Here is a 21,969-nt window from a genome sequence, read left to right as displayed (position 1 = left end):
TTAGATTCATACTTTAATGAGTGGGGAAGAAAATCAGCTGAATCAAAAATATCAATCCAAAAATATAAATGAGCGGATGTACGGATTTTCCTTTTCCACTGAATACCTTCATAAGGGGATAAGTAATGAACCCGATTGCAATCCCTGTAGATATACTTGAAGTAAGCGGCATCGTTAAAATGATCGCAAATGCCGGAAATGCCTCATCGAAAATTTTCCAATTGACTTTAGCCAGCCCTTCCATCATGAAACATCCCACGATGATCAAAACAGGAGCTGTGATTGCTTGAACGGAAGAAATTGCCGATATCAATGGAGAAAAGAAAATCGATACAGCAAACAAAATTGCCACGACAGTAGCGGTTAATCCCGTACGTCCCCCTGCGGCCACTCCCGTACTTGATTCAACATAGGCAGTCGAAGGGCTTGTACCAAACATCGAGCCGACTGTCGTCGCAATCGCATCACCTAAAAAGGCTTTCTTGGCACGAGGGATTTTCCCATCCTTCGTTAGTCCTGCCTGTTCCGTCACGCCAATCAAGGTTCCTGTCGTATCAAAAATCGTCACAAGTAAAAAGGCGAAAACAATTGAATATAAAGAATTCGTGAAGACCCCAGCGATATCGATATCGAAAAATACCGGTGTTGGAGGTACGGATAAGAACCCATCGAAGTTAAGTAAACCGATAAAGTAGCCAATGATTGCCGTAACGATCATACCGATGAAAATTGCCCCTTTTATATTACGGGCCATAAAAATCAAGGTAATGAATAAACCTGCTAATGCTAAAACGGTTCCAGGCTGATGCAAATCGCCAAGCGTAACCATCGTTGATTCATTAGGAACTACGATTCCAGCATTTTTTAATCCGATAAACGCAATGAATAAACCAATTCCTGATGTGATGCCATATTTTAATGAGTTAGGAATCGCATCAATTATCATTTTACGCAAGCTTGTCACACTAATTAAGAGAAATAGTAAACCAGCAATGAAAACCGTACCGAATACGGTCTGGTATGAAAGGCCCTGTGCCCCCACTACGCTGGCGAAATACGCATTCAAACCCATCCCTGGTGCTATCGCAATCGGGTATTTTGCAACGAGTCCCATGATAAGGGTACCAATAACCGCTGATATGACCGTTGCCATGAAAACTTGTTCAAATGGAATTCCGATTGAAGACAATAAAGCCGGATTCACGATTAGGATATAAACCATAGTTAAAAATGTCGTAACACCCGCCATGACTTCTGTACGGACATCCGTCCCATTTTCTTTCAGGGAGAAAAACTTTTCCATAAACATATTTTAGACCTCCAGATCTAAAGGAAACACCGACAACCGTTTGCACGAAAAGACAAGGTGTCCTAATATTGTACTGCATCGACGTTTATCTTACCCATTATTGACTAAAGGAAAGCTAAAAAAACGAATGAAAAACGCGACCTTTACTATAATATTCGTTTTTATTCCTAAATTCAACTAAAAAATTCAATCCAGCTCTTTTTTCATTTGATAAGAACCACTTTTACTTTTTCCTAAAATCAATATTTATTTTCAAGATCAACGAAAAACCACATGAATCATTGATTCATGTGGTTTTTCATTTGCTGAAGAATCTTCTTTTCCAGCCTTGACACCTGGACTTGGGAAATACCAAGCCTTGCCGCCACTTCCGATTGCGTCTGATCTTTATAATACCTCAGGAAAACAATCAGCCTTTCACGTTCATTCAATTCTTGTATGGCTTCTTTCAAAGCGATTTGATCGAACCAGGAGGTTTCATTATTGTCGGCAATCTGGTCAAGGAGAGTAATCGGATCCCCATCATTTTCGTAAACCGTTTCATGGATGGATGAAGGGCTCCTGCTAGCTTCTTGGGCCATGATGATTTCCTCTGGCGACAGCTCTAGATGTTCCGCCAATTCATTGACAGTCGGAACGCGGCCATACGTTTTTGAAAGCTCCTCTTTGGCCCTGCGAATTTTATTCGCCATTTCCTTTAATGACCGGCTTACTTTAACCGTTCCGTCATCACGGATAAAACGTTGGATTTCACCAATGATCATAGGCACAGCATACGTTGAGAATTTCACTTCAAACGATAAGTCAAATTTATCCACGGACTTTAACAGACCAATACAGCCTATTTGATAAAGGTCATCCGGTTCATAACCTCGATTGAGGAATCTTTGCACTACTGACCATACAAGCCTCAGATTGCTATTGACAATCAGATTTCTCGCATCTTGGTCACCGCTCTGGCTGCGTTGGATTAAATTCCGCAATTCCTCATCTTTTAAATGGGGCTGGCCTTTCTTGCTTTTCTCGTTTTTAACCTCCACATCCATATGCAAGTCTCCCTTAATTGCACAAAGCTCTGCTTGTAGTTAAGTGCTTTTTTAATCGAATGATCGTGCCTTCGCCCTTATGGGAAATGATATTGATTTCATCCATGAAGTTTTCCATGATGGTGAATCCCATACCGGAACGTTCAAGTTCGGGTTTTGTTGTAAATAACGGCTGTTTAGCTTCCTCGACGTCTTCAATGCCCAGTCCTTCATCCCGGATGGTCAATTCCACAGTATCGCCTTCGATGATCACTGAAATGTATACCCAACCTTCCGGGTCATTCTCATACCCATGGATAATCGAATTCGTGACGGCCTCTGACACGACAGTCTTGATCTCAGTCAATTCATCCATCGTCGGGTCCAATTGGGCAATGAAAGCCGCAACAGTTACCCTGGCAAAAGATTCATTTTGGCTAAGTGCAGAAAATTTCGTTTCCATTTTATTTTTCATTTTAGGCAACCCCCAGTCTTTGCAAAGCGTTTTTTTCGGATAGTTCCATTTTAACAATTTTAAACAACCCTGACATCTCAAATAACCGCTTTACTGCTGGAGAAATTGCACAGACCACCATTTCACCTTGCTTTTTATTCACCTGCTTATAGCGCCCTAAAATAACCCCGAGGCCTGAACTGTCCATAAAGTCCAATTCTTCCATGTTAAGGATGATATGTTTGATATTATGCTTTTGAATGGCTGCCTCTGCCTGGTTTTTCAATTTTTCTGCTGTATGATGATCTAAATCACCTTTGAGACGAATGCACAGTACGCGATTTTTCGCCTCCATATTAATCGTAAGACTCATTTATATACAGCCTCCTTCACTGTCTTATAAAGAGTCAAATTCTCTTTTTCACCTGCCGATTCCTCCTTACTAGCAAAACTAGTGGAGTTTCGCCTAAATTAGTACGATTAACAGGCATTGCGACAATTTATTCTATTTCGCTTGGGTAAACATGCCGAAAGCCCGTTTATACAATTGCCACCAGCTGGCATTTTCAACAGTTTCCTTCGCAACAATCGGGGATTCGACATACACCTTGCCGTTTTTCTTCAATTCAAGCGTACCAATTTCATCACCTTTTTTAATCGGGGCATCCAAATCTTTATCAAGCGTGATTTTTTTTGTAAAGTCCTTTGCCGTTCCGTTTTTGGCTGTCAAAACTGAAATAGGTTCACTTGTCACTCCCACCACGGATTTCTTATTGCCTTTACTTACCTTGGCTTCACCTAGCACCTCGCCGCGTTTATAAATCGGGTATGTGATATATTGTGAAAATGCATAATCTAACATCTTGGTGACCTGAGCGTTTCTTTCCTTAGGAGAAACGGCTCCGAAAACGACGGCAATGACACGCATATTCCCTTTTTTGGCGGTCGCTGTCAAACAATACTTCGCTTCATTTGTGAATCCTGTCTTCAGTCCATCGACCCCAGGGTAAAATTTCACTAATCTGTTCGTGTTGACAAGCCAGAATTTCTTTTCTGTATTTTCACGGAGATAATCTTCATATGTACCCGTGAACCTTGTAATCGTTTCGTATTTCAATAATTCCTTCGCCATTATCGACATATCATGTGCCGAACTGTAATGATCTTTAACAGGAAGGCCTGTTGCGTTTTGGAACTTTGTATTTTTCAATCCGAGGTCTTTCGCCTTTTTGTTCATTTCCCTAACAAATTCTTCTTCCGATCCAGCTAGACGCTCTGCCATCGCCACCGATGCATCATTCGCCGAACCAATCGAGATGCCCTTGAGCATTTGTTCTGTGGTCATTTCTTCACCTGGCTCAAGGAAGATCTGGGAACCGCCCATCGATGCTGCATACTCACTAGTCCTGATCTTTTCCTTCATGCTAAGTTCGCCTTTATCGATCGCTTCCATGATCAGCAGCATTGTCATGATTTTCGTCATGCTTGCCGGCGAAAGACGAACGTCTGCATTTTTATCATAGAGAACAGTACCTGTATCCCGTTCAATTAAAATAGCCGATTTAGCATTTGCCGCCAATTCGACTCCTTTTTCCTCAGCTGCTTTTGTATGTGGGACGCTAAAACCCATTGCTACCAATACGGTTAAAAATAGAGAAAGAATCCGCTTCATCTCCATACCCTCCAATCTTTATAGGATTTATTTTTTCCATTAAACCCATTTTTATACAAATAAAGTTGAATTTTGAACATATACTGGATATAGGGTAACAAAGTGAACCAAATTAAAAGAGGATGCGCATGGGCATCCTCTTTTAAACATTCAATCAAATAAACGTAAAAAGGCCGCTCAAAAGCGCGGCCTTTTTTTTTGGAAAATATTTATTCCATGATCTCTTTATAGATCAATGTAGGTTTTTCTACTTTCTCTTTTGAAATCGCAATGCTTTCATACAATTTTTCTTTTACCTTTGAAATATCTTCAAAGTTGCTGTAAATCGTCACAAGGGATTCACCTTTTGCCACGGTTTCCCCGATTTTTTTACGAAGTACCAGTCCGACTGCCAAATCAATCTCTGATTCCTTAGTCGCCCGCCCGGCACCTAACAGCATGGCTGCCGTTCCTACTTCATCAGCGATGATCTCCGATACATATCCGTCCTCTTTCGCTTCCAGTTCGAAAGTATGAGCAGCCTGCGGCAGTTTTTCCGGCTGATCCACAACCGAACCATCGCCTCCCTGCGCTTCTAGGAAAACTTTGAATGAGTTAAGTGCTGAACCATCCTTAATCGCATTTTCCAGTAAGGTTCTTGCTTCTTTCAGAGAGTTTGCCTTTTTGGCAAGGTATACCATATGGCTCCCTAGCGTTAAAGAAAGTTCCGTTAAATCTTCCGGTCCTTCTCCTTTAAGTGTATCGATGGCTTCCTTCACTTCTAAAGCATTTCCGATTGCGTAACCCAACGGTTGGCTCATATCGGAAATGACAGCCATCGTGTTTCGCCCTACATTGTTTCCGATGCTAACCATTGCATGCGCCAACTCTTCGGAATCTTCAAGCGTTTTCATGAAAGCGCCCGCTCCCGTTTTAACATCAAGTACAATTGCATCAGCACCAGCGGCGATTTTTTTACTCATGATCGAGCCAGCAATCAAACCGATACTGTTAACGGTAGCGGTAACATCACGCAATGCATATAGCTTTTTGTCGGCTGGAGTTAGATTGCCACTTTGTCCAATGACAGCTATCTTATTTTTATTAACAAGTCGAATGAACTCGTCATTTTCTATTTCGACATGAAATCCTTTTACAGACTCCAACTTATCGATCGTTCCGCCTGTATGGCCAAGACCGCGTCCTGACATCTTTGCCACTGGAACGCCTACAGCAGCAACCAATGGTCCAAGCACTAATGTTGTGGTATCACCAACACCGCCTGTTGAATGTTTATCGACCTTAATTCCTTCAATCATCGATAAATCAATTTGATCTCCTGATTCGACCATTGCCATGGTTAAATCAGCACGTTCCTGCTCATTCATTCCTTTGAAATAAACAGCCATTGACCAAGCGCTCATTTGGTAATCCGGAATAGTTCCGTCGGTAAACCCTTTGATGATGAACTGTATTTCTTCTGTAGTAAGAGCCTTTCCATCACGCTTTTTCTCGATTAAATCTACCATTCTCATATTAGAATCCCCACTTTTTTAAGGACACCGCTTCTCTTTAGGTGTACTTGTATTTTTTGGTCCGTTTTATATGTCTTTAACGATGCGCTTAACGAATTCCAGAAAGCTGCTTTTCACTTTTTCCGTCGTTTCAATTACCTCTTCATGAGACAAAGGCTGATCCAGGATGCCTGCGGCCATATTGGTAAGGCATGAGATTCCGAGCACTTTCATATCGCTATGCCTTGCTACGATAACTTCCGGAACGGTCGACATACCAACTGCATCCCCGCCAAGGATTCGTGCCATTTTCACTTCTGCAGGTGTTTCATAGGTCGGTCCTGTATTCCCGACATAGACACCTTCTTTAATATCCAATCCTAGTGAAGCTGCTATTTTTTTCGCTTGTGTCCGAAGGTCTTTATTATAAGCTTCCGACATATCAGGGAATCTAGGGCCGAAACGCTCTTCATTAGGACCAATCAATGGGTTTGCCCCCATTAAATTAATATGATCCGTAATGAGCATCAAGTCACCTGGTTCATAGCTTTCATTAACGCTTCCTGCAGCATTCGTTACAATTAACTGCTCAACACCAAGAAGTTTCATTACACGTACGGGAAAAGTGACCTTCTCCATGGAGTAACCCTCATAAAAGTGGAAACGCCCTTGCATGGCTACGACTTTTTTGCCACTTAATTGTCCAATGACAAGCTGTCCAGCGTGTCCTTCAACAGTGGATACCGGGAATTCCGGGATTTCGTGGTATGGAATCGTTATGGGATTTTCAATTTCATCCGCCAATACTCCAAGTCCGGAACCAAGAATCAGGCCTATTTCCGGAGAGCCTTCAATTTTACTTTTTATAAATGACGCAGCAGTTTCTATTTTATTAAACATCTATTTAATCTCCCCTAAATTTAGATCGCCCAATATATTTTTCCCGTATGCAGGCATTTTTACATCAAAGTTAGCAGCGACCGTCGCCCCGATATCAGCAAATGTATCTCTTATCGGGAGTTCGGCACCTTCTGTAAATCGTTTGGAATAGACTAATAAAGGTACATATTCACGTGTATGATCGGTTCCTTCATGGACCGGGTCATTCCCGTGATCGGCAGTGATGATCAATAAATCATCCTCTTTCAGTTTATCAAGGACTTCCGGCATCCTAGCATCGAATTCTTCCAATGCCTTTCCGTATCCCTCTGGATCGCGGCGGTGACCGTATAAAGCATCGAAGTCGACTAGATTAAGGAAACTTAACCCTTTGAAATCCTGTTCTACCGTTTGGATTAATTTATCCATTCCATCCATATTGGATACGGTCCTTAATGATTCAGTGACGCCTTCCCCATCAAAGATATCCGAGATTTTCCCGATTGCGAGCACATCATATCCAGAATCTTTCAATTCATCCATTACTGTCCGATCGAAAGGCTTCAATGCATAATCATGACGGTTAGGCGTTCTTTGGAAGTTTCCTGGTTCACCTGTGAAAGGTCTGGCAATCACGCGTCCAACCTTGAACTCATCAGCCATTGTCACTTCACGGGCAATTTCACAAATCTTGTACAATTCGTCTATCGGGACGATGTCTTCATGTGCAGCAATCTGTAATACGGAATCTGCTGATGTATATACAATCAGTGCACCCGTTTTCATATGTTCCTCGCCGAGCCTTTCAATGATTTCCGTGCCGCTTGCCGGGACGTTCCCAATAATTCCCCGACCCATCTTCGCCTCGAGTTCATTGACTAATAATTCTGGGAAACCATCCGGAAATACACGGAATGGAGTTGATATATTCAAACCCATGATTTCCCAATGCCCAGTCATCGTATCTTTTCCTGTAGAGGCTTCCTTCATTTTCGTATAGTATGCGAGAGGTTGCTGAGCTTTTTCAATCCCCTTGATTTCACGGATATTGCCTAAACCCAATTTTGCAAGGGTCGGCATGTTCAATCCATTCATTCTTTCTGCGATATGGCCGAGTGTATCCGCCCCTTTATCACCGAATAAATCTGCATCAGGTGCTTCGCCAATTCCAACTGAATCCATAACTATTACAAATATTCGATTAAATGCTGAATTTCCTTTCATGAGTCATTCCTCCTAAAATAGTAAATCACTTTTTATACTCTCTATAATACCCTTATTCTGCTCAGTTACTCTTCATTTTAAATGAAATCGCGAGAACGTCAGAAGTCTGACCTCTCTACATTGTAAACGATTACCATGATGGAGACAAATAATATATTTCGGAATAAAACAAAGTGCCACCAGAGCGTGCTTTAGAAGCATCAGCACCCCTTTACCAGTCAAGTCCACACTGAAATAAAAAGGCTGCTCCTTCAACCGCTTCGCAGTTAAATTCACAACCTTTCTATCATTCTACTATTCTTTCAAGCTCGCGGATGGAATTTTGAATATACATCCTTGATCCGTACGTTCGTAATATGTGTATAAATTTGAGTTGTTGAAATATCCGCATGACCAAGCATTTCTTGGACCGCACGTAAATCAGCCCCGTTCATCAATAGATGTGTCGCGAAAGAATGTCTTAGTGTATGCGGTGTAATTTCTTTTTCAATTTGTGCCGATTTTACAAGTTTTTTTAGAATCTTCCAAAATCCCTGCCTTGTCAGCCTGTTTCCATGATGATTCAAAAAAAGTGAATCTGTCCTGTGCTTGGGGCTGGCCATTTTTCCCCGGGAACTTTCCATATAATGTTCAATGGCACCCAATGCAGTTTGGCCAATCGGAATGATCCTCTCTTTATTTCCTTTCCCTACACAACGGACAAAACCCATCGATGCATGGACATCACTTACATCCATGGATATCAACTCACTGACACGCATACCCGTCGCATACATCAGTTCTAGCATTGCCTTATCGCGTAAGCCAAATTCATCCATTTTATTTGGGGCTTCCAATAGTGCTTCAACTTCTTCCATGCTTAATACCTTTGGAAGACTTCGTTCCGGTTTTGGCGTCTCTATATGTATGGACGGATCCTGATCGGTTACTTTTTCCCTTAGAAGAAATTGATGAAAAGACCGAATGGAGGCTATATGACGCGCCACCGTCTTCGATGATTTCCCTTGATCCTTCAAATGCACGAGAAAATGCAGGATGTTGACCCGCCGTGAATCATTCCAATCTTCGATGGCTTCAGCCTCTTTCAGAAAGCTCCAATATGATCTTAAGTCACGCTCATAAGAAACGAGCGTATTCTTGGCAAGCCCTTTTTCAATGGTTAAAAAATGAATGAAATCCCTAATTTGATTCTCCATATTTATTACTCCCCGTTTAAATAAAACAACATTAAGCGTTCAAGCCATGCATCATCACCCGTATCTACAGCCTTCGATACTTTTACTGCCATGCCTTTCGGTTCATCATAACGATGATAATCTTGATATTCCTGATTTAACCATACCATTCCTATATAAAAAAGAACAGTGAAGCTAACAAAGAGAATCATCACTTTAGCCGTATGCAAAACAAGCGATAATGATGTTTTCATCAGCTTTCCCCTCCTATTCGATCCTTTGTATCAATCTATGCCCAACAGGACAAGTTTTATACGTGTTTCGGAAGGAGAAAACAAAAACAACTCTTATTTAAGAAATAGGCTTTTAAAAATGCAGAAAACCTTCTCCATTAAATGGAAAAGGTCTGACTTCATTCACCTTTATTTTCTTCTTTGTCATGACATCGATGACAAATGCCATGAAAGGTTAATCTATGGTCTTTAATCTTGAAGTTCCAGTCGCGTTCCACAATGTCTTCTACGTCTTCAAGTAGGTCTTCCTGAATCTCATCTACCGCACCACATTCCACACAAACAAGATGATGATGGAAATGCGCAGCTCCTTCTTGTCTTAAATCATAACGGGAAACCCCGTCTCCAAAGTTAATTTTATCTACTATCTTCAATTCAGTCAGCAACTCTAGCGTACGGTAAACTGTTGCCAATCCAATTTCCGGCGACTTTTCTTTGACAAGGAGGTAAACGTCTTCTGCGCTTAAATGATCCTCTTCATGCTCAAGTAAAACGCGGACGGTCGCTTCTCGCTGAGGCGTTAATTTGTAGCTGGACGAGTGTAACTGCTTTTTTATCCTATCAATTCTGTTTTCTATTTCCATACCTAATATTCCCTCCCGCGCCGCTATCCTATCCATTATATCAAAAGAGGGAAAACTGTCAAAATAGATTTCTTGTTAATGATAAAAAAATTTCCGGCAAAGGTAAATTTTCATCAATGACCCAATAAACTTACGACATTTTTCATTAAAGAAGGCGATAAGTACGCTTCAAACGCAGCAGCCGTAATCAAGAATAATCCCGACAAAATCAATGAGAAAATATACCGCGAAATGATCGGCTTCAGCGGTTCACGAACCTGCTTTAGGAAAATTCGGCTGATCATTTTCATTGATAGTGAGACGGCAAGGACGGTTATCACGATGAATATCGGGACGATGAATATATTTTGGGGCAAAATAGCGACAAATGATAATAAAAATCCGCTCCATCCCATTTGATTGACTAAAAAGCCGACTGTGAATCCAACAACCATCCCTTTTATAAATAACAAAACAAGGATGACAGGCAAACCGATGACCGATATTCCGAGAATCCAGATGACCCCGATATATTTTATATTATGCATAATACTTTGGCTGAACATATCATGCGAAGAGGCAAATTCACCCTTGGATACTTGTCCGAAAAATTGCGATAAATAATAGAACAAGTCTTCCTTTTGGGTAAAGCTCAAACTATTCACCAATATTGCCCCAAAAATGACACCCATCAAAAAAAGCACAGTGATAAAGACATATAATGAGGAATGTTCGTTAATATGTTTCATTACGGCATTTTGTACGACAGATTTTTTTTTCATCTTTCATCCTCCCAACTCCGCTTACTAGAATCTATGTTTTCACTCTCTCATTTATGCTAAGAAAACTTTCCCCATCAGCCGAACGCCTTGAACCCAATTTGTGTTATAATTTTCCATATCAATGATGTATGGAGGCAGGATATGAAAGCTATATTAATGGATTTCCCCGAAAAAATTGAAACCCCACGATTATATCTAAGACCTTGTCAGCCTGGCGATGGCCTGGACCTTTACGAAGCCATAGTCCATTCTAAACCTGAATTGAAACAGTGGCTGCCGTTTGCCCATCAAGATGTTTCGTTGGAAACTTCTGAACAGAATGTCCTTAAGTCCTTTGCGGACTTTATTTTAAAAGAGGATATCAGACTCCATATTTATAGGAAAGAAGACGATCAATTCATCGGCTCCACTGGTCTGCACCGAATTAACTGGGATATCCCTAAATTCGAAATTGGTTATTGGATTGATACGAGATACAGTAAACTGGGCTACATAACGGAGGCAGTGGAAAAGCTAACTAAATTCGCCTTTTACCATTATGGCGCAAAGCGGGTCGAGATCCGCTGTGACCCTAATAATATTGCCAGCAAACGGATTCCTGAGAGGCTGGGATATTCCCTTGAAGGTATTTTACGTAATGACTGCCTTAGTGCAGATGGCAAGGAAGTGCGGGACACCTCCATTTATGCAAAAACAACAAACTAAAAAAGTCCTGACAGATCTCATCTGTCAGGACTTTTTTCAGTTAATTCCTTTTTGACCTTTCCGTACTTTCCTCCGCCTCCCACTTCAAAAGATAACGTCCCTTTTCTGGCAGAATCGATGTAGCCCGCCAATTTTTCAGGAACGATTTCCTTGAGCTGTTCAAGCGTAACTTCATGTAGGATATTCATCTCTGTTCCAAATGCCACCAGCAGTTTTTCCATGGATTTAGGACCGAGTCCCGGGATGAAATCAAGTGGTACTTGATGGATATACGGCGGCCTTTCCCTACCATTTCTCCCTTCCCCGGAAATGGAGAGCTCTTCAATCCTGGACGATACCCCTTTTATAATGGATTTATTACCGCATTCGGGACATTGTTCACTCTCTTTCAATACCTGGTGTAAACACCCTGAACATACAGTTTGATGATACTTTCCCAATAAGGGGTTCAATCCATAATTAACGGTCACCTTACGATTCCCTTTTTCTTTAAGTGCTTTCGCCAGCTCATTGAAACTCGGTTCTTCTAGCAGGACTTTTTGATATTCACGAGCGATTTTCCCAAGCGAATGCGCATCGGAATTCGTTACGAATACATAGGAGTCCAACTCCTCGATATCCTTGACCATTTCTGTATCAGAACTTAAACCCAGTTCGATGGCATCAATTAGCTTCGGATCGAATACTTCAGTCAGACTGGATCGCACCCCTTTTCCATATAAGCTTTTAAATGGGGTGAAAACATGTGCCGGGATAAACAGGCCGCCCAATGATTTCACGATCCTTTGCAGCGTTCTTCCATCACAATAAATCCTTTGGGAGCTCAAGGTAATATTTTTAACATGTCCGCTCATCCATGAGGAGAATTCCTTCATCGCTTTTATAGTGGGAAAATAAGCGAGGACATGGATCGGTCCATTACAATTCTGATCATAAATTTCAATCTCCGAGCCTGGAATGATGGTTGTATTCTTGTATTGAAGTCCGCCTTCAATCTTCTCCGTGATTTCGCCGTTCAGCATCCCCGCTTCGATTTCTTCGATAATTTCAGGAGAATGGCAATCGATTATCCCGATTAGATCAAGGCCCTTCCTTTCACTTGCCACTTGCAGCACATTGCTGAAGGTTAATGTTTTAGCACCTGTTATTTTCACGGCTCTTCCGCTTCTCGTTCTGCCTATATGGATATGAAGGTCAGCGTAAAACTCTTTCATTTACGATTTCATCGCCTTTTTCAACTGCAGATACTGAACTGCATATGCCGTTTTGGCATCTTTGATTTTCCCTTCATCCATATAAGTCTGAGCTTCCTCCAGCGTGAGTTCAATCATCTCGACGAATTCATCTTCATCCAGCGGGGCCGCATTTTCTTTCTTTTTCAAATTGTGGGCCACATATAGGTGGACCAATTCATCGGCGAAACCTGGGGATGTATAGAAGGATATGATGTGCTCCATTTTTTCACATTCATAACCTGTCTCCTCTTCCAGCTCCCGTTTAGCCGACAGAACCGGCTCTTCGCCTTTTTCAAGCTTTCCTGCAGGAATTTCCACCAAGCTTCTCTCCAGCGCTTTACGGTACTGTTCAACCATGATGATTTTATTTTCTGCCGTGAGAGCTATGATGGCAACCGCTCCCGGATGCTTGATTATTTCACGTTTACCCGTTTTCCCATCAGGAAGCTCTACATCATCGACTTGCAGGCTGATTACCTTTCCTGTGAAGATTTTTTCCGAAGACAGCGTTTTTTCTTCAAATTTTTTCATCCTGACCACTCCTCTGTTCTAATTGCAGCATGATTCCTCATACATTTTACCATACTAGAGATGGAGGGCGATTTAATGAAAGTTTACGTACTGGAAAAAAGCGTTACTTTATCCGGAAAGAGTTGGGAAATCCTTCAAAAACTAAAACAATTGCAAAATCAATATGTCTATATCAATGATTGGATAGCCGACATACACGATCAGGTGCCTCCCACTCCTTTAAAAAGGATCAAGTGAATTCTTTGAGTGAAATGGATTTCTCCTTTACAATGAAATGTAAGGGAGTGGATAACATGAAAAAACGCAGACTAGGAAATTCAGACTTGCTAGTTTCTGAAATCGGGCTCGGATGCATGTCATTGGGGACTGATGAAAATCAGGCATCCGAAATCATACAAGCCGCTTTAGATGAAGGAATCAATTATTTTGATACTGCTGACTTATATGATTTCGGCATGAATGAAGAAATCGTCGGAAAGAATTTAAAATCGGTCCGCGATAAGGTATACATAGCTACCAAGGTCGGAAACCGCTGGAATGAAAACAAAGATTCCTGGAGCTGGGATCCATCTGGCGAATATATTAAAACGGCAGTAAAAGATAGCTTAAAGAGATTGGGAACTGACTATATTGATCTTTATCAGTTACATGGCGGCACCATTTCAGACAATATCGGAGAAACGGTAGAAGCATTTGAAGATTTGAAAAAAGAAGGCTATATCCGATATTATGGGATTTCCTCGATTCGTCCGAATGTGATCAAGGAATTCACTGAAAAGTCTGAGCTTGATTCCGTGATGATGCAGTTTAATCTACTCGACCGCCGCCCAGAAGAGTGGATGTCCCTTTTGGCCAACAAACAAATCAGCATTATTGCCCGTGGCCCCCTTGCCAAAGGGCTGCTCAGTGAAAAAATGCTTGAAAAGGCAAATGAGGATGGATACCTTGACTTTAGCTATCACGAACTTAAAGATTTGCTTCCGCAAATAAAGGACAAACTTTCCGATAGGAAGTTGAATGAAACGGCACTTCAATATGTATTGTCCCATCCAAGCGTCGCTACCGTTATACCAGGAGCAAGTTCAGTACAGCAGCTCCGCGAGAACTGCCAGGCTGCCAACAGTCCTTCACTGTCCAAAACCGAGTTGGATATCTTAAAGCAGTTGACCAAAGCGAACAAATATGAAAGTCACCGGGATTAAAAAGAATAGAACTAAATTAAATGTTTCAAATAAATCAGGCTGCACTATCTCCGTTTAATAACGTGATAGGCAGCCTTTTTCCGTTCCAACGTTTTTTTCACCATACTGCTTCTGTACCGCTTCAAGTTTCCCATCATTCTTATCCCCTTTCCAAACCAAATTTACTTCATACCAATTGAAATTTTTCATTGGACAATACAAACTAAGTGTTATACAATTCAATTGTGCACAATTAAAATAAGAAGATAAGGGAGAAAAAATGATGACAAAAACATTATTTACAACGTCTGTAACAGTTGATGGCGGAAGAGAAGGAACGGCTATTTCTGCTGACGGCAACTTCACGGTTGATATTGCGATGCCTGGAACACCAAGAGCTAAACAGATGCCTGAAGCATCTAATCCGGAACAGCTTTTTGCAGCTGGATATGCTGCATGTTTTGATAGTGCCTTGCAATCAGTTGGTAAAATCGAACGCGTTTCCTTCGATTCCAAAGTCACCGCAAGCGTCAGCCTATTGATGGGTGAGATGCATCAGTACAGCTTGGCTGTAACTTTGGCTGTGAAGGGATCCGGAGTCGATAAGGAGACATTCGAAACCCTTGTTCATAAAGCACATCAAATGTGTCCTTATTCAAAAGCAATCAACGGCAATGTGGACGTCGCCTTTGAAATAAGTGTAGATTAAATCCGACAAAAAGACGCTTGGGGAACCCCAAGCGTCTTTTCTTTGCTAAAATTGCTGTAAAGTTTTCAATAGTTGGATCAGGGAAGCTTTTAAATCCTCAACCACCTTCTTATCGTCACCCGACATAGCCGAAATGCGATCGGGAATGAAGCAGGCCTCTTCCTGTAAACCAAGTCCCTTTTCCGTCAACTTAATCATGACAGACCGTTCATCTTCAGTCGAACGTTCACGGACAATCAAGCCATTCTGCTCCATTCGTTTCAACATGGGGGTAAGCGTTCCTGAGTCGAGGGCAAGGAGCTCCCCTAGTTTTTTTACTGTAAGTGTATCCTGTTCCCATAATAGAAGCAGGACCAGATATTGAGGATATGTCACTTCGAGTTTATCAAGCAACGGTTTATATTTCTTCGTCATTTCCCTTGAACTTGCATAAAGCAGGAAACATAATTGGTCTTCCAGCACTTTTTCTATTTTACTTTGCATCATATCACCAGCTAATAGTAGTCCATCCGATATGACATCATATCGAACTTATCTTTAATATAATCGTTATACTTTATAAAATAAAGGAGTATCAGCAAGGAATGGTCTTCCTGAACGGAAAAAGGGAGCCAGCCCACTTAAAACTTAAACTGCTCCCTGTCCTTCATTTATAATTCTTCCAGTTCAGGTTGCTTTCACCCAATAGTTCTTCAAATGATTTATTCTTCTCCCGCCGCTTTCTTTCTTCGCGTTTCTTTTCTTCTTCCGCTTCCCTTTTTTCTTGTTCAGCCTCATTAAGTTCCTTTTGCTTTTGACGAAGCTGGGACATGATATCTTGATTGATCATATCACCAAGTTTCAATGAAGATGAATCTTTATCTTGGTTTTTGCTTTGATTTTGATTTCGCGGCTGTTTCTTTTTCATCCTTTAAACCTCCTGGCCATTTATGAAATTATTATATCACGACTGCCGTTTTCCTCGTCATGGTTTTCAAACAGTGTTTTCCCATTTCCCACATGGTAAAATAAAGAAAATCAACCTAGGAGGACCTTTCATGAAGAAATGGTGGTTTACACTCGCCGGAATCCTATCGTATATCATCGGCGTCGGCATTTATTTTTCCAATCGGATCATGTATATGAAAAAGAAGGAAGATGACTTTATCCAGAATCGTGAAATCATGGCTAAACGCCTGATCCGGGAGGATTTTGATAATCTGCCTAAAACGGAAATTTGGGTATCGTCACCATCCGGATATTCCTTGAAATGCTTGTTTATCGAACCGCATGATACCAATAAGTGGGTGGTCATTTCTCATGGTGTGACGGAGAACAAAGTCAATTCGATTAAGTACATGAACATTTTTCTTAAGCGGGGCTTCAATGCGATCATTTATGACCACCGCCGGCATGGGGATTCCGGTGGCAAGACGAGCAGTTACGGACATTATGAAAAATTCGACCTGAAGGCCGTAATCGATGAATTGAAAAGACGTAAAGGGCCCGACCTTCATATTGGCATTCATGGAGAATCCATGGGGGCTGTAACCCTGCTTTTATATGCCGGAATGCTTGAAGATGGTGCTGATTTTTACATTGCCGACTGCCCATTTTCAAATTTCGAGGATCAGATCAAACACCAGCTTAAACATGTAGTCCCACTTCCCTCTTGGACCGTGTTTCCGCTTGGGCGTACGTTCATCAAACTCCGTGATGGGTATTGGACCAATGAAGTGTCCCCAATCGATTATATGAAAAATATCCGAAACCCGGTGCTCTTCATCCATAGTGAAAATGATAGTTTCATTCCCGCTTCCATGACAGCGGAATTATATGCAGCAAAAAAGGGCCCAAAGCAGCTGTACCTAGCTAAAAAAGGGGCCCACGCTCAATCTTATAATGAAAATCCAAGAGAATATGAAGATCAAATCGATCAGTTTCTAAAACTTGTCTGAGAAGAAAAAAGAGGGTATCCAAGATCCCCTCTTTGCTTTTAATCAGATCTTATTAAAATAACTCATCCTCGGATTCAAGATTTGATTCGGACTTTTTAATTGAAAGCTGTTCGCTTCCGGAACAAAGTCTATTTTCATGACTTCATCAAGAAAAATCATTTTTGATTTCTCCACATATAGCGGAATCCCGTTTGTTTCCACTTTTTCTGTACCTTCTTCAGGTTCGTTGACCCACCATAGCGCGGTCACACCGCTTACCACGCAGCCACAGCCATCCGTATCATATTTCAACTGTAAATATCCTTCTTGTCCCTGTACCTTATCGGCCATTTTCTCAGCCGCTGTTTCCGTCCATTCAATATACATGATTGCACGCCTCCCGATGTCTTTCCTTTCCCCCATTATAAACCATAAAAACGCTTCTGTTAAAGAAACTGCCTTCCTTTGCAAGCGTCAGCCGACACGAAAATCACTTTCTTCATGGCCGATCCAACAAATGCCGGTTCTCTAACGCCAATTCCTTTCATCAGAAAGGCTGTCCCTTGGGAACAGCCCTTCCGCTCATCATTCCATTATCCTTACATCCGCGATATCGGAAAGCCTGATATAGTGGGCCTGCTGAAACCGATCGACGATATGAAGCTTTTGGGTGAGCTCATTATAATAATGGATCCTGCCGATTAACAGCTGATACCGGTTTCCTTCATAATGAGCAATCCTGACATCCTTTCTTTCCTCCATCGCTTCCCCCATTACCGCATTCATTTCTTCCAATTGCTGCTCATCCAGGATGCGCTTCGTTTCATAGCCATCCTCCACCACCCAATCCCGAAGCATCTTCACATGCTCCGGCAACATCATCGATGTCCATTTGATACGGCCGCGATCACGTATCATCCTTTTCCCTCCCTTCAAAATCAACCTTACGCCTTATGCCCACCAAGCAGCTTGCTCCGGTAAACGGCTGTACCTGCTTCTGTATACGAAACGGCACGCAATAACGATTTGGCTCCATATTTATGGCGGATTCGATCCACCGTGTAACTCAATTCCCGCTTCTTCCAGCGCGAAGCATCGAATAAAGTCAGCTGCATTTCGTTATCATCCACAATGTTCGAGAGCCTGACCTCTATGCTCCGAACCGTTTTTTGCCTATAGTTCTCATGAAAAAGCTCCAAGCAAACTTTATATAACTCCATCGTAATGTTGGTCGGTTCGCTAATCGAACGCGAACGATGGAAACCTCCGCCGAACTCGTCCTTGCTGTAACCAATGCTGAGGCTCACCGTCCTTCCTGCCTTGCGATGGGTGCGTGCCCTTCTTCCAACTTCTTCGCAAATTTCCAGCATGACCTGCTTTACCTCATGCTCCTCCTTATAATCCCGCAGCAGGATTTGACTTTTGCCGAAGCTGACCTGCCCTTCGATGATCGCTGCCCCCATATCGGATAAATCTATTCCCCAGGCATGGTGGTAAAGCTGATTGCCCATAATCCCAAACTTTGCTTCAAGTAATTCAAGATCATAATTGGCAAGCTGCCCAACCGTAAATATGCCCATTCCATGAAGGGTTTTTTCTACGCGCCTGCCGATCCCCCACATTTCACGAAGCGGGGAAATCGGCCAAAGTTTGCTTGGCACATCCTCATACTTCCATTCCGCAATCCCTTTATGTTTGGCTTCCAAATCAAGGCAAAGTTTTGCCATAAGCATGTTCGGTCCAATTCCAATGGCACAGGGGAGCTGTAATTCCCGTTCAATTTCATCCTTTATCTTTTCAGCTATCATGCGGGCATCTCCCCATAAAGAAGCGGCACCATCGACTTTCACAAAGCTTTCGTCCACACTATATACGTGAATCGCTTCTTTGGGCACATAACGGTTGAACAAGCGGGTGATTTCCGTCGAAACCCTTAAATAGGTCGCCATTTTAGGTTCAACGACGACAATCCTCGGATCATTCGGGATCTCAAACATCCGCGAACCTGTCTTGATGCCAAATTCCTTCTTCATCTTTGGAGAAGCCGCAAGCACAATGCTCCCTGTCCTCTTCAAATCACCAACCACCGCCAGATAACAATCAAGCGGGTTCAGACCAAGCATGACCGCTGAACAGCTTGCATAAAAACTTTTCATATCGATACACATAATTGATTGTTTCGGCATCGTCCCATAATCCATCATTTCTCACCCTAACAAGAATATACGTTCGCTTTTATTATATTCATAACTTTAACCGAATATACGTTCTTATTCAATGGAAGTTTTCATACAAATTTCTACTTTTTAATGTAATTTCCTCGAAAAATATAATAGATACTAATAATGGTTAAAATACCAAATTTAAACTACATATCCAAATAGTTTTTTAAAAAAGAATCAATTCGTAGCTTGAATAATTTTTAGTGGATCCTTATGCTTAGTTTTTTAAAATTCTCCCACCCTTTTCAACAGACTTTCGACTATTTTAAATCAAGTCTTACTGCTCATTTTTTGTAATGAAAATGTAATCAAAATTATGTCTAATTGTCATAATGGTATTGTAGGATAATATTGTTAACAATACTAGAGAGATAGATAGAGAGGAAATGAAAATTATGAAGAAATGGATCGCTTCAGCTGCTGTTGCATCTGCCATGATGCTAACCCCACTGCAAGCCTTTGCCAATATTGGAGACCAAACCCTCAGACCCGGAATGACACATAGCGATGTCAAACAACTACAACAACTTTTAAAAACCAAAGGTTATTTCACATATACAGGTTCACTGACTACATATTACGGCACCTATTCTGTATCTGCAGTAAAAAAATTCCAAAAAGCCAAAGGGTTGACTGTCGATGGAATTGCCGGCCGAGGCACATTTAATGCGCTTGGTGTTTATAATGTCAATAATACTAGCTTGATCAGCTATGCAAAAACCTTAATAGGCAAACCCTACAAATGGGGCGGAACAACACCAACTGGATTCGACTGCTCAGGCTTCGTCTATTACGTATTCCAGAAATCACAAGGAATCACCTTACCGCGTACAACATCATTGCTTTATGCCAATACAGGTTTAAAAGTATCTTCACCAGCTAAGGGTGATCTTGTATTCTTTAATACTTCTGGAACAGGGGTATCCCATGTTGGGATTTATATCGGAAATGGTCAATTCATCAGTGCTACGTCTTCTAAAGGAATAACCATCACGGATATGGATAATTCATATTGGAAACCAAAATATTTGGGTGCGAAAACTTTATAAAACCGAGGACGAACAACCGGACGGAATTCAAAGTGATTCAGTCCGGTTGTTTTATTTTATATATAATATTTCATCCGTTACATCCTCAACAGTCACAGTAAATGAAGAATCCAAGTTGGAACGATTCATCATTTCGATATTATAAACATGCTCTGAGGGTAAATGGACGACTTCGAGAACCATGAATCGCTGACTTTCCGCTTTGCTGACATGATCGAGAGCAGCAGTGACCGCCCTTTGTTCGGCTAAGCTATTTTCATCGGTTAAAACAAGAATCAGTTCCGCTTCCGCTTTCCCAGGAAATGATTTCTTCACCCCGCCCCGGTGCCATGGCTTCACTTTCATCCCGATTTCCAGTTCGGAATAATCGAGGTCATTACCATGTTGATCTTGAATATATGTATCATTGGTCACCTTATAGTACGTCCCTTTAATCAAAATCCTTTTATCGTCAAGATCCGTAATGAAACCTTCTTCCCCTTTATCAATGGATTCATCCATGTTCCAATCAGGGGATTGGCAGCTACCCAGAATAAAGGCAACGAATATGGAGATATAAAGGTTCACCATCATCTTCATACAAATCCCTCCTACTAGAAATAGACGAATTCCCCCTGAAATAGTTACCCTTTATTTAACATAGAAAACTTCGGGCATTTCAAAAAGGGGAATGTCACCGACATTCCCCTTTGCCTATTATATTACCATCTTTTGCCTTGTTCTGCATCGAAAGTCTAGCTACTTTTTAAAAAATGCTTTTTTTCCTAATGTTTCGGTGATTTTCGGAAACATGTTATACCATTTCCCAGCTAAATTCATCCAGCCAGGCAGATTGATTTCCCTCTTGTTGGTCAGCATCGCCGCTACGATTTTAGCAGCGACATCTCCAGGCTTAAGCATGAATTTTTCAACGTTCTTTAAGTATGTACCTGATTCATCCGCAATGTTAAAGAAATTCGTTTCTATAGGGCCAGGATTGACGGTGGTCACAAAAACATGATCTTCCATCAGCTCGAGCCGAAGTGCGTTTGAATAGCCAAGAACTGCGAACTTGGTAGAAGAGTACAATGTTGATTTAGGAGTGGCGATTTTACCGGCCTGTGAAGCGATATTGATGATATGCCCCGATTTTCTCTGCTTCATATACGGCAAAACCAGCTTTGTGCAGGCCATCAAGCCAATGACGTTGACAGCAAACATTGCTTTCGTTTCATTTAATTCCGTATCCTGCGCTTCTTTAAACGTGCCGAAACCAGCATTGTTGACCAACACATCCACTTCACCTATTTGCTCATGGATGTCATTAAAAACATTTGTCACCTGGTCAGTGTCTGCCACGTCAAGCTTATAGGCATATGCATCAATCCCATATTGGGTGATCAGTTCATTCTTTAGCAGCAGTAATTTATCCATGCTTCTGGCCAAGAGGACGAGACGGCCTCCCTGTTTTGCACTTTGAATGGCAACTTCCTTGCCAATCCCTCCGGAAGCACCGGTAATAACAATGACTTTACCTTGTAACTCATTCAAAAAAGTGAGCCTCCTTGCGAAC

Annotated in this window: 27 protein-coding genes; 6 read left to right on the top strand and 21 right to left on the bottom strand. The window is 41.6% G+C overall.

Going from position 1 to position 21,969, the window contains the following annotated elements:
- Positions 1-13: 13 nt before the first annotated feature.
- The 12 genes from MPH60_RS06250 to spoIIM form a co-directional block, all read right to left on the bottom strand.
- Positions 14-1,303: an NCS2 family permease gene (locus MPH60_RS06250; protein ID WP_241592410.1), complete on the bottom strand. Its 1,290-nt coding sequence runs from the start codon at positions 1,301-1,303 to the stop codon at positions 14-16.
- 284 nt (positions 1,304-1,587) lie between these two features.
- Positions 1,588-2,355 (bottom strand): RNA polymerase sporulation sigma factor SigF, encoded by a 768-nt coding sequence (sigF, locus tag MPH60_RS06245; protein WP_137016104.1) that lies wholly within the window; start codon positions 2,353-2,355, stop codon positions 1,588-1,590.
- 13 nt (positions 2,356-2,368) lie between these two features.
- Positions 2,369-2,809, bottom strand: coding sequence for an anti-sigma F factor (gene spoIIAB, locus MPH60_RS06240; protein ID WP_241592272.1), 441 nt, complete (start codon positions 2,807-2,809; stop codon positions 2,369-2,371).
- A 1-nt stretch (position 2,810) separates the two neighbouring features.
- The gene (gene spoIIAA / locus MPH60_RS06235) at positions 2,811-3,161 is read right to left on the bottom strand and encodes an anti-sigma F factor antagonist (protein ID WP_034308142.1); all 351 of its coding nucleotides are present in this window, start codon (positions 3,159-3,161) and stop codon (positions 2,811-2,813) included.
- 132 nt (positions 3,162-3,293) lie between these two features.
- A complete protein-coding gene (locus tag MPH60_RS06230; protein WP_241592275.1) occupies positions 3,294-4,460 on the bottom strand; it encodes a D-alanyl-D-alanine carboxypeptidase family protein in 1,167 nt (388 codons plus the stop codon).
- Positions 4,461-4,669: 209 nt separating this feature from the next.
- A complete protein-coding gene (locus tag MPH60_RS06225) occupies positions 4,670-5,974 on the bottom strand; it encodes a pyrimidine-nucleoside phosphorylase (RefSeq protein ID WP_241592277.1) in 1,305 nt (434 codons plus the stop codon).
- A gap of 66 nt (positions 5,975-6,040) precedes the next feature.
- Positions 6,041-6,853: a purine-nucleoside phosphorylase gene (locus tag MPH60_RS06220; protein ID WP_241592278.1), complete on the bottom strand. Its 813-nt coding sequence runs from the start codon at positions 6,851-6,853 to the stop codon at positions 6,041-6,043.
- Positions 6,854-8,056: a phosphopentomutase gene (gene deoB, locus MPH60_RS06215; protein ID WP_241592279.1), complete on the bottom strand. Its 1,203-nt coding sequence runs from the start codon at positions 8,054-8,056 to the stop codon at positions 6,854-6,856.
- A gap of 302 nt (positions 8,057-8,358) precedes the next feature.
- A complete protein-coding gene (gene xerD / locus MPH60_RS06210; RefSeq protein ID WP_241592281.1) occupies positions 8,359-9,252 on the bottom strand; it encodes a site-specific tyrosine recombinase XerD in 894 nt (297 codons plus the stop codon).
- Positions 9,253-9,257: 5 nt separating this feature from the next.
- Positions 9,258-9,485, bottom strand: a complete 228-nt coding sequence (locus tag MPH60_RS06205; RefSeq protein WP_101223458.1) for a YqzK family protein — start codon at positions 9,483-9,485, stop codon at positions 9,258-9,260.
- Between the two features lie 158 nt (positions 9,486-9,643).
- Entirely contained in the window at positions 9,644-10,102 is a 459-nt protein-coding gene (gene fur, locus MPH60_RS06200) for a ferric iron uptake transcriptional regulator (protein WP_101223459.1), read from the bottom strand.
- A gap of 119 nt (positions 10,103-10,221) precedes the next feature.
- Positions 10,222-10,869, bottom strand: a complete 648-nt coding sequence (gene spoIIM / locus MPH60_RS06195; RefSeq protein ID WP_241592299.1) for a stage II sporulation protein M — start codon at positions 10,867-10,869, stop codon at positions 10,222-10,224.
- Between the two features lie 141 nt (positions 10,870-11,010).
- Here spoIIM and MPH60_RS06190 point away from each other — a divergent pair, with 141 nt between their 5' ends.
- Positions 11,011-11,574: a GNAT family N-acetyltransferase gene (locus MPH60_RS06190; RefSeq protein WP_241592301.1), complete on the top strand. Its 564-nt coding sequence runs from the start codon at positions 11,011-11,013 to the stop codon at positions 11,572-11,574.
- 17 nt (positions 11,575-11,591) lie between these two features.
- On the opposite strand, the gene MPH60_RS06185 is transcribed toward MPH60_RS06190, so the two are convergent.
- A complete protein-coding gene (locus MPH60_RS06185; RefSeq protein ID WP_241592311.1) occupies positions 11,592-12,788 on the bottom strand; it encodes an endonuclease Q family protein in 1,197 nt (398 codons plus the stop codon).
- A complete protein-coding gene (locus MPH60_RS06180) occupies positions 12,789-13,340 on the bottom strand; it encodes an NUDIX hydrolase (RefSeq protein WP_230176979.1) in 552 nt (183 codons plus the stop codon). It abuts the gene before it with no gap.
- A gap of 75 nt (positions 13,341-13,415) precedes the next feature.
- Here MPH60_RS06180 and mciZ point away from each other — a divergent pair, with 75 nt between their 5' ends.
- The 3 genes from mciZ to MPH60_RS06165 all read left to right on the top strand — a co-directional run bounded on the left by mciZ (position 13,416) and on the right by MPH60_RS06165 (position 15,230).
- Positions 13,416-13,577 (top strand): Z-ring formation inhibitor MciZ, encoded by a 162-nt coding sequence (gene mciZ / locus MPH60_RS06175; RefSeq protein ID WP_076365517.1) that lies wholly within the window; start codon positions 13,416-13,418, stop codon positions 13,575-13,577.
- 56 nt (positions 13,578-13,633) lie between these two features.
- Positions 13,634-14,542 carry an aldo/keto reductase gene (locus MPH60_RS06170; RefSeq protein WP_241592313.1) on the top strand — a complete coding sequence of 303 codons (909 nt, stop codon included), beginning with the start codon at positions 13,634-13,636 and terminating at the stop codon, positions 14,540-14,542.
- A gap of 262 nt (positions 14,543-14,804) precedes the next feature.
- Positions 14,805-15,230, top strand: a complete 426-nt coding sequence (locus MPH60_RS06165) for an Ohr family peroxiredoxin (protein ID WP_241592315.1) — start codon at positions 14,805-14,807, stop codon at positions 15,228-15,230.
- Between the two features lie 45 nt (positions 15,231-15,275).
- Here MPH60_RS06165 and MPH60_RS06160 read toward each other — a convergent pair whose 3' ends face one another.
- Positions 15,276-15,713, bottom strand: coding sequence for a MarR family winged helix-turn-helix transcriptional regulator (locus MPH60_RS06160; protein WP_241592324.1), 438 nt, complete (start codon positions 15,711-15,713; stop codon positions 15,276-15,278).
- 163 nt (positions 15,714-15,876) lie between these two features.
- Positions 15,877-16,137 carry a YqkE family protein gene (locus MPH60_RS06155; protein WP_241592325.1) on the bottom strand — a complete coding sequence of 87 codons (261 nt, stop codon included), beginning with the start codon at positions 16,135-16,137 and terminating at the stop codon, positions 15,877-15,879.
- Between the two features lie 130 nt (positions 16,138-16,267).
- On the opposite strand from MPH60_RS06155, the gene MPH60_RS06150 reads away from it, so the two are divergent.
- Positions 16,268-17,167 carry an alpha/beta hydrolase gene (locus MPH60_RS06150; RefSeq protein WP_241592327.1) on the top strand — a complete coding sequence of 300 codons (900 nt, stop codon included), beginning with the start codon at positions 16,268-16,270 and terminating at the stop codon, positions 17,165-17,167.
- A 42-nt stretch (positions 17,168-17,209) separates the two neighbouring features.
- Here MPH60_RS06150 and MPH60_RS06145 read toward each other — a convergent pair whose 3' ends face one another.
- The 3 genes from MPH60_RS06145 to MPH60_RS06135 form a co-directional block, all read right to left on the bottom strand.
- Positions 17,210-17,533 carry an iron-sulfur cluster biosynthesis family protein gene (locus MPH60_RS06145; protein WP_101222485.1) on the bottom strand — a complete coding sequence of 108 codons (324 nt, stop codon included), beginning with the start codon at positions 17,531-17,533 and terminating at the stop codon, positions 17,210-17,212.
- A gap of 198 nt (positions 17,534-17,731) precedes the next feature.
- Positions 17,732-18,064, bottom strand: a complete 333-nt coding sequence (locus MPH60_RS06140) for a YolD-like family protein (protein ID WP_241592328.1) — start codon at positions 18,062-18,064, stop codon at positions 17,732-17,734.
- 26 nt (positions 18,065-18,090) lie between these two features.
- Entirely contained in the window at positions 18,091-19,350 is a 1,260-nt protein-coding gene (locus MPH60_RS06135; RefSeq protein WP_241592330.1) for a Y-family DNA polymerase, read from the bottom strand.
- Positions 19,351-19,763: 413 nt separating this feature from the next.
- Here MPH60_RS06135 and MPH60_RS06130 point away from each other — a divergent pair, with 413 nt between their 5' ends.
- Positions 19,764-20,417 (top strand): C40 family peptidase, encoded by a 654-nt coding sequence (locus MPH60_RS06130; RefSeq protein WP_241592332.1) that lies wholly within the window; start codon positions 19,764-19,766, stop codon positions 20,415-20,417.
- A gap of 51 nt (positions 20,418-20,468) precedes the next feature.
- Here MPH60_RS06130 and MPH60_RS06125 read toward each other — a convergent pair whose 3' ends face one another.
- Together MPH60_RS06125 and MPH60_RS06120 are read right to left on the bottom strand one after the other, a co-directional pair.
- A complete protein-coding gene (locus tag MPH60_RS06125) occupies positions 20,469-20,996 on the bottom strand; it encodes a YobA family protein (RefSeq protein ID WP_241592334.1) in 528 nt (175 codons plus the stop codon).
- 159 nt (positions 20,997-21,155) lie between these two features.
- Positions 21,156-21,947 (bottom strand): SDR family NAD(P)-dependent oxidoreductase, encoded by a 792-nt coding sequence (locus MPH60_RS06120; RefSeq protein WP_241592344.1) that lies wholly within the window; start codon positions 21,945-21,947, stop codon positions 21,156-21,158.
- Between the last annotated feature and the right edge of the window lie 22 nt (positions 21,948-21,969).

Origin of the sequence: Peribacillus sp. Aquil_B1 (genome assembly GCF_022603275.1) — a bacterium.
Taxonomy (GTDB): domain Bacteria; phylum Bacillota; class Bacilli; order Bacillales; family DSM-1321; genus Peribacillus.
Note: the sequence above shows the minus strand (reverse complement) of the source record. Positions and strands in the feature narration are given on the sequence as shown.

Bases quoted from the DNA above. Each gene is read 5' to 3' on its own strand.
- MPH60_RS06250 (WP_241592410.1), bottom strand. From the start codon at position 1,303: ATGGAAAAGTTTTTCTCCCTGAAAGAAAATGGGACGGATGTCCGTACA.
- sigF (WP_137016104.1), bottom strand. From the start codon at position 2,355: ATGGATGTGGAGGTTAAAAACGAGAAAAGCAAGAAAGGCCAGCCCCAT.
- spoIIAB (WP_241592272.1), bottom strand. From the start codon at position 2,809: ATGAAAAATAAAATGGAAACGAAATTTTCTGCACTTAGCCAAAATGAA.
- spoIIAA (WP_034308142.1), bottom strand. From the start codon at position 3,161: ATGAGTCTTACGATTAATATGGAGGCGAAAAATCGCGTACTGTGCATT.
- MPH60_RS06230 (WP_241592275.1), bottom strand. From the start codon at position 4,460: ATGAAGCGGATTCTTTCTCTATTTTTAACCGTATTGGTAGCAATGGGT.
- MPH60_RS06225 (WP_241592277.1), bottom strand. From the start codon at position 5,974: ATGAGAATGGTAGATTTAATCGAGAAAAAGCGTGATGGAAAGGCTCTT.
- MPH60_RS06220 (WP_241592278.1), bottom strand. From the start codon at position 6,853: ATGTTTAATAAAATAGAAACTGCTGCGTCATTTATAAAAAGTAAAATT.
- deoB (WP_241592279.1), bottom strand. From the start codon at position 8,056: ATGAAAGGAAATTCAGCATTTAATCGAATATTTGTAATAGTTATGGAT.
- xerD (WP_241592281.1), bottom strand. From the start codon at position 9,252: ATGGAGAATCAAATTAGGGATTTCATTCATTTTTTAACCATTGAAAAA.
- MPH60_RS06205 (WP_101223458.1), bottom strand. From the start codon at position 9,485: ATGAAAACATCATTATCGCTTGTTTTGCATACGGCTAAAGTGATGATT.
- spoIIM (WP_241592299.1), bottom strand. From the start codon at position 10,869: ATGAAAAAAAAATCTGTCGTACAAAATGCCGTAATGAAACATATTAAC.
- MPH60_RS06190 (WP_241592301.1), top strand. From the start codon at position 11,011: ATGAAAGCTATATTAATGGATTTCCCCGAAAAAATTGAAACCCCACGA.
- MPH60_RS06185 (WP_241592311.1), bottom strand. From the start codon at position 12,788: ATGAAAGAGTTTTACGCTGACCTTCATATCCATATAGGCAGAACGAGA.
- MPH60_RS06180 (WP_230176979.1), bottom strand. From the start codon at position 13,340: ATGAAAAAATTTGAAGAAAAAACGCTGTCTTCGGAAAAAATCTTCACA.
- mciZ (WP_076365517.1), top strand. From the start codon at position 13,416: ATGAAAGTTTACGTACTGGAAAAAAGCGTTACTTTATCCGGAAAGAGT.
- MPH60_RS06170 (WP_241592313.1), top strand. From the start codon at position 13,634: ATGAAAAAACGCAGACTAGGAAATTCAGACTTGCTAGTTTCTGAAATC.
- MPH60_RS06165 (WP_241592315.1), top strand. From the start codon at position 14,805: ATGACAAAAACATTATTTACAACGTCTGTAACAGTTGATGGCGGAAGA.
- MPH60_RS06160 (WP_241592324.1), bottom strand. From the start codon at position 15,713: ATGCAAAGTAAAATAGAAAAAGTGCTGGAAGACCAATTATGTTTCCTG.
- MPH60_RS06155 (WP_241592325.1), bottom strand. From the start codon at position 16,137: ATGAAAAAGAAACAGCCGCGAAATCAAAATCAAAGCAAAAACCAAGAT.
- MPH60_RS06150 (WP_241592327.1), top strand. From the start codon at position 16,268: ATGAAGAAATGGTGGTTTACACTCGCCGGAATCCTATCGTATATCATC.
- MPH60_RS06145 (WP_101222485.1), bottom strand. From the start codon at position 17,533: ATGTATATTGAATGGACGGAAACAGCGGCTGAGAAAATGGCCGATAAG.
- MPH60_RS06140 (WP_241592328.1), bottom strand. From the start codon at position 18,064: ATGATACGTGATCGCGGCCGTATCAAATGGACATCGATGATGTTGCCG.
- MPH60_RS06135 (WP_241592330.1), bottom strand. From the start codon at position 19,350: ATGATGGATTATGGGACGATGCCGAAACAATCAATTATGTGTATCGAT.
- MPH60_RS06130 (WP_241592332.1), top strand. From the start codon at position 19,764: ATGAAGAAATGGATCGCTTCAGCTGCTGTTGCATCTGCCATGATGCTA.
- MPH60_RS06125 (WP_241592334.1), bottom strand. From the start codon at position 20,996: ATGAAGATGATGGTGAACCTTTATATCTCCATATTCGTTGCCTTTATT.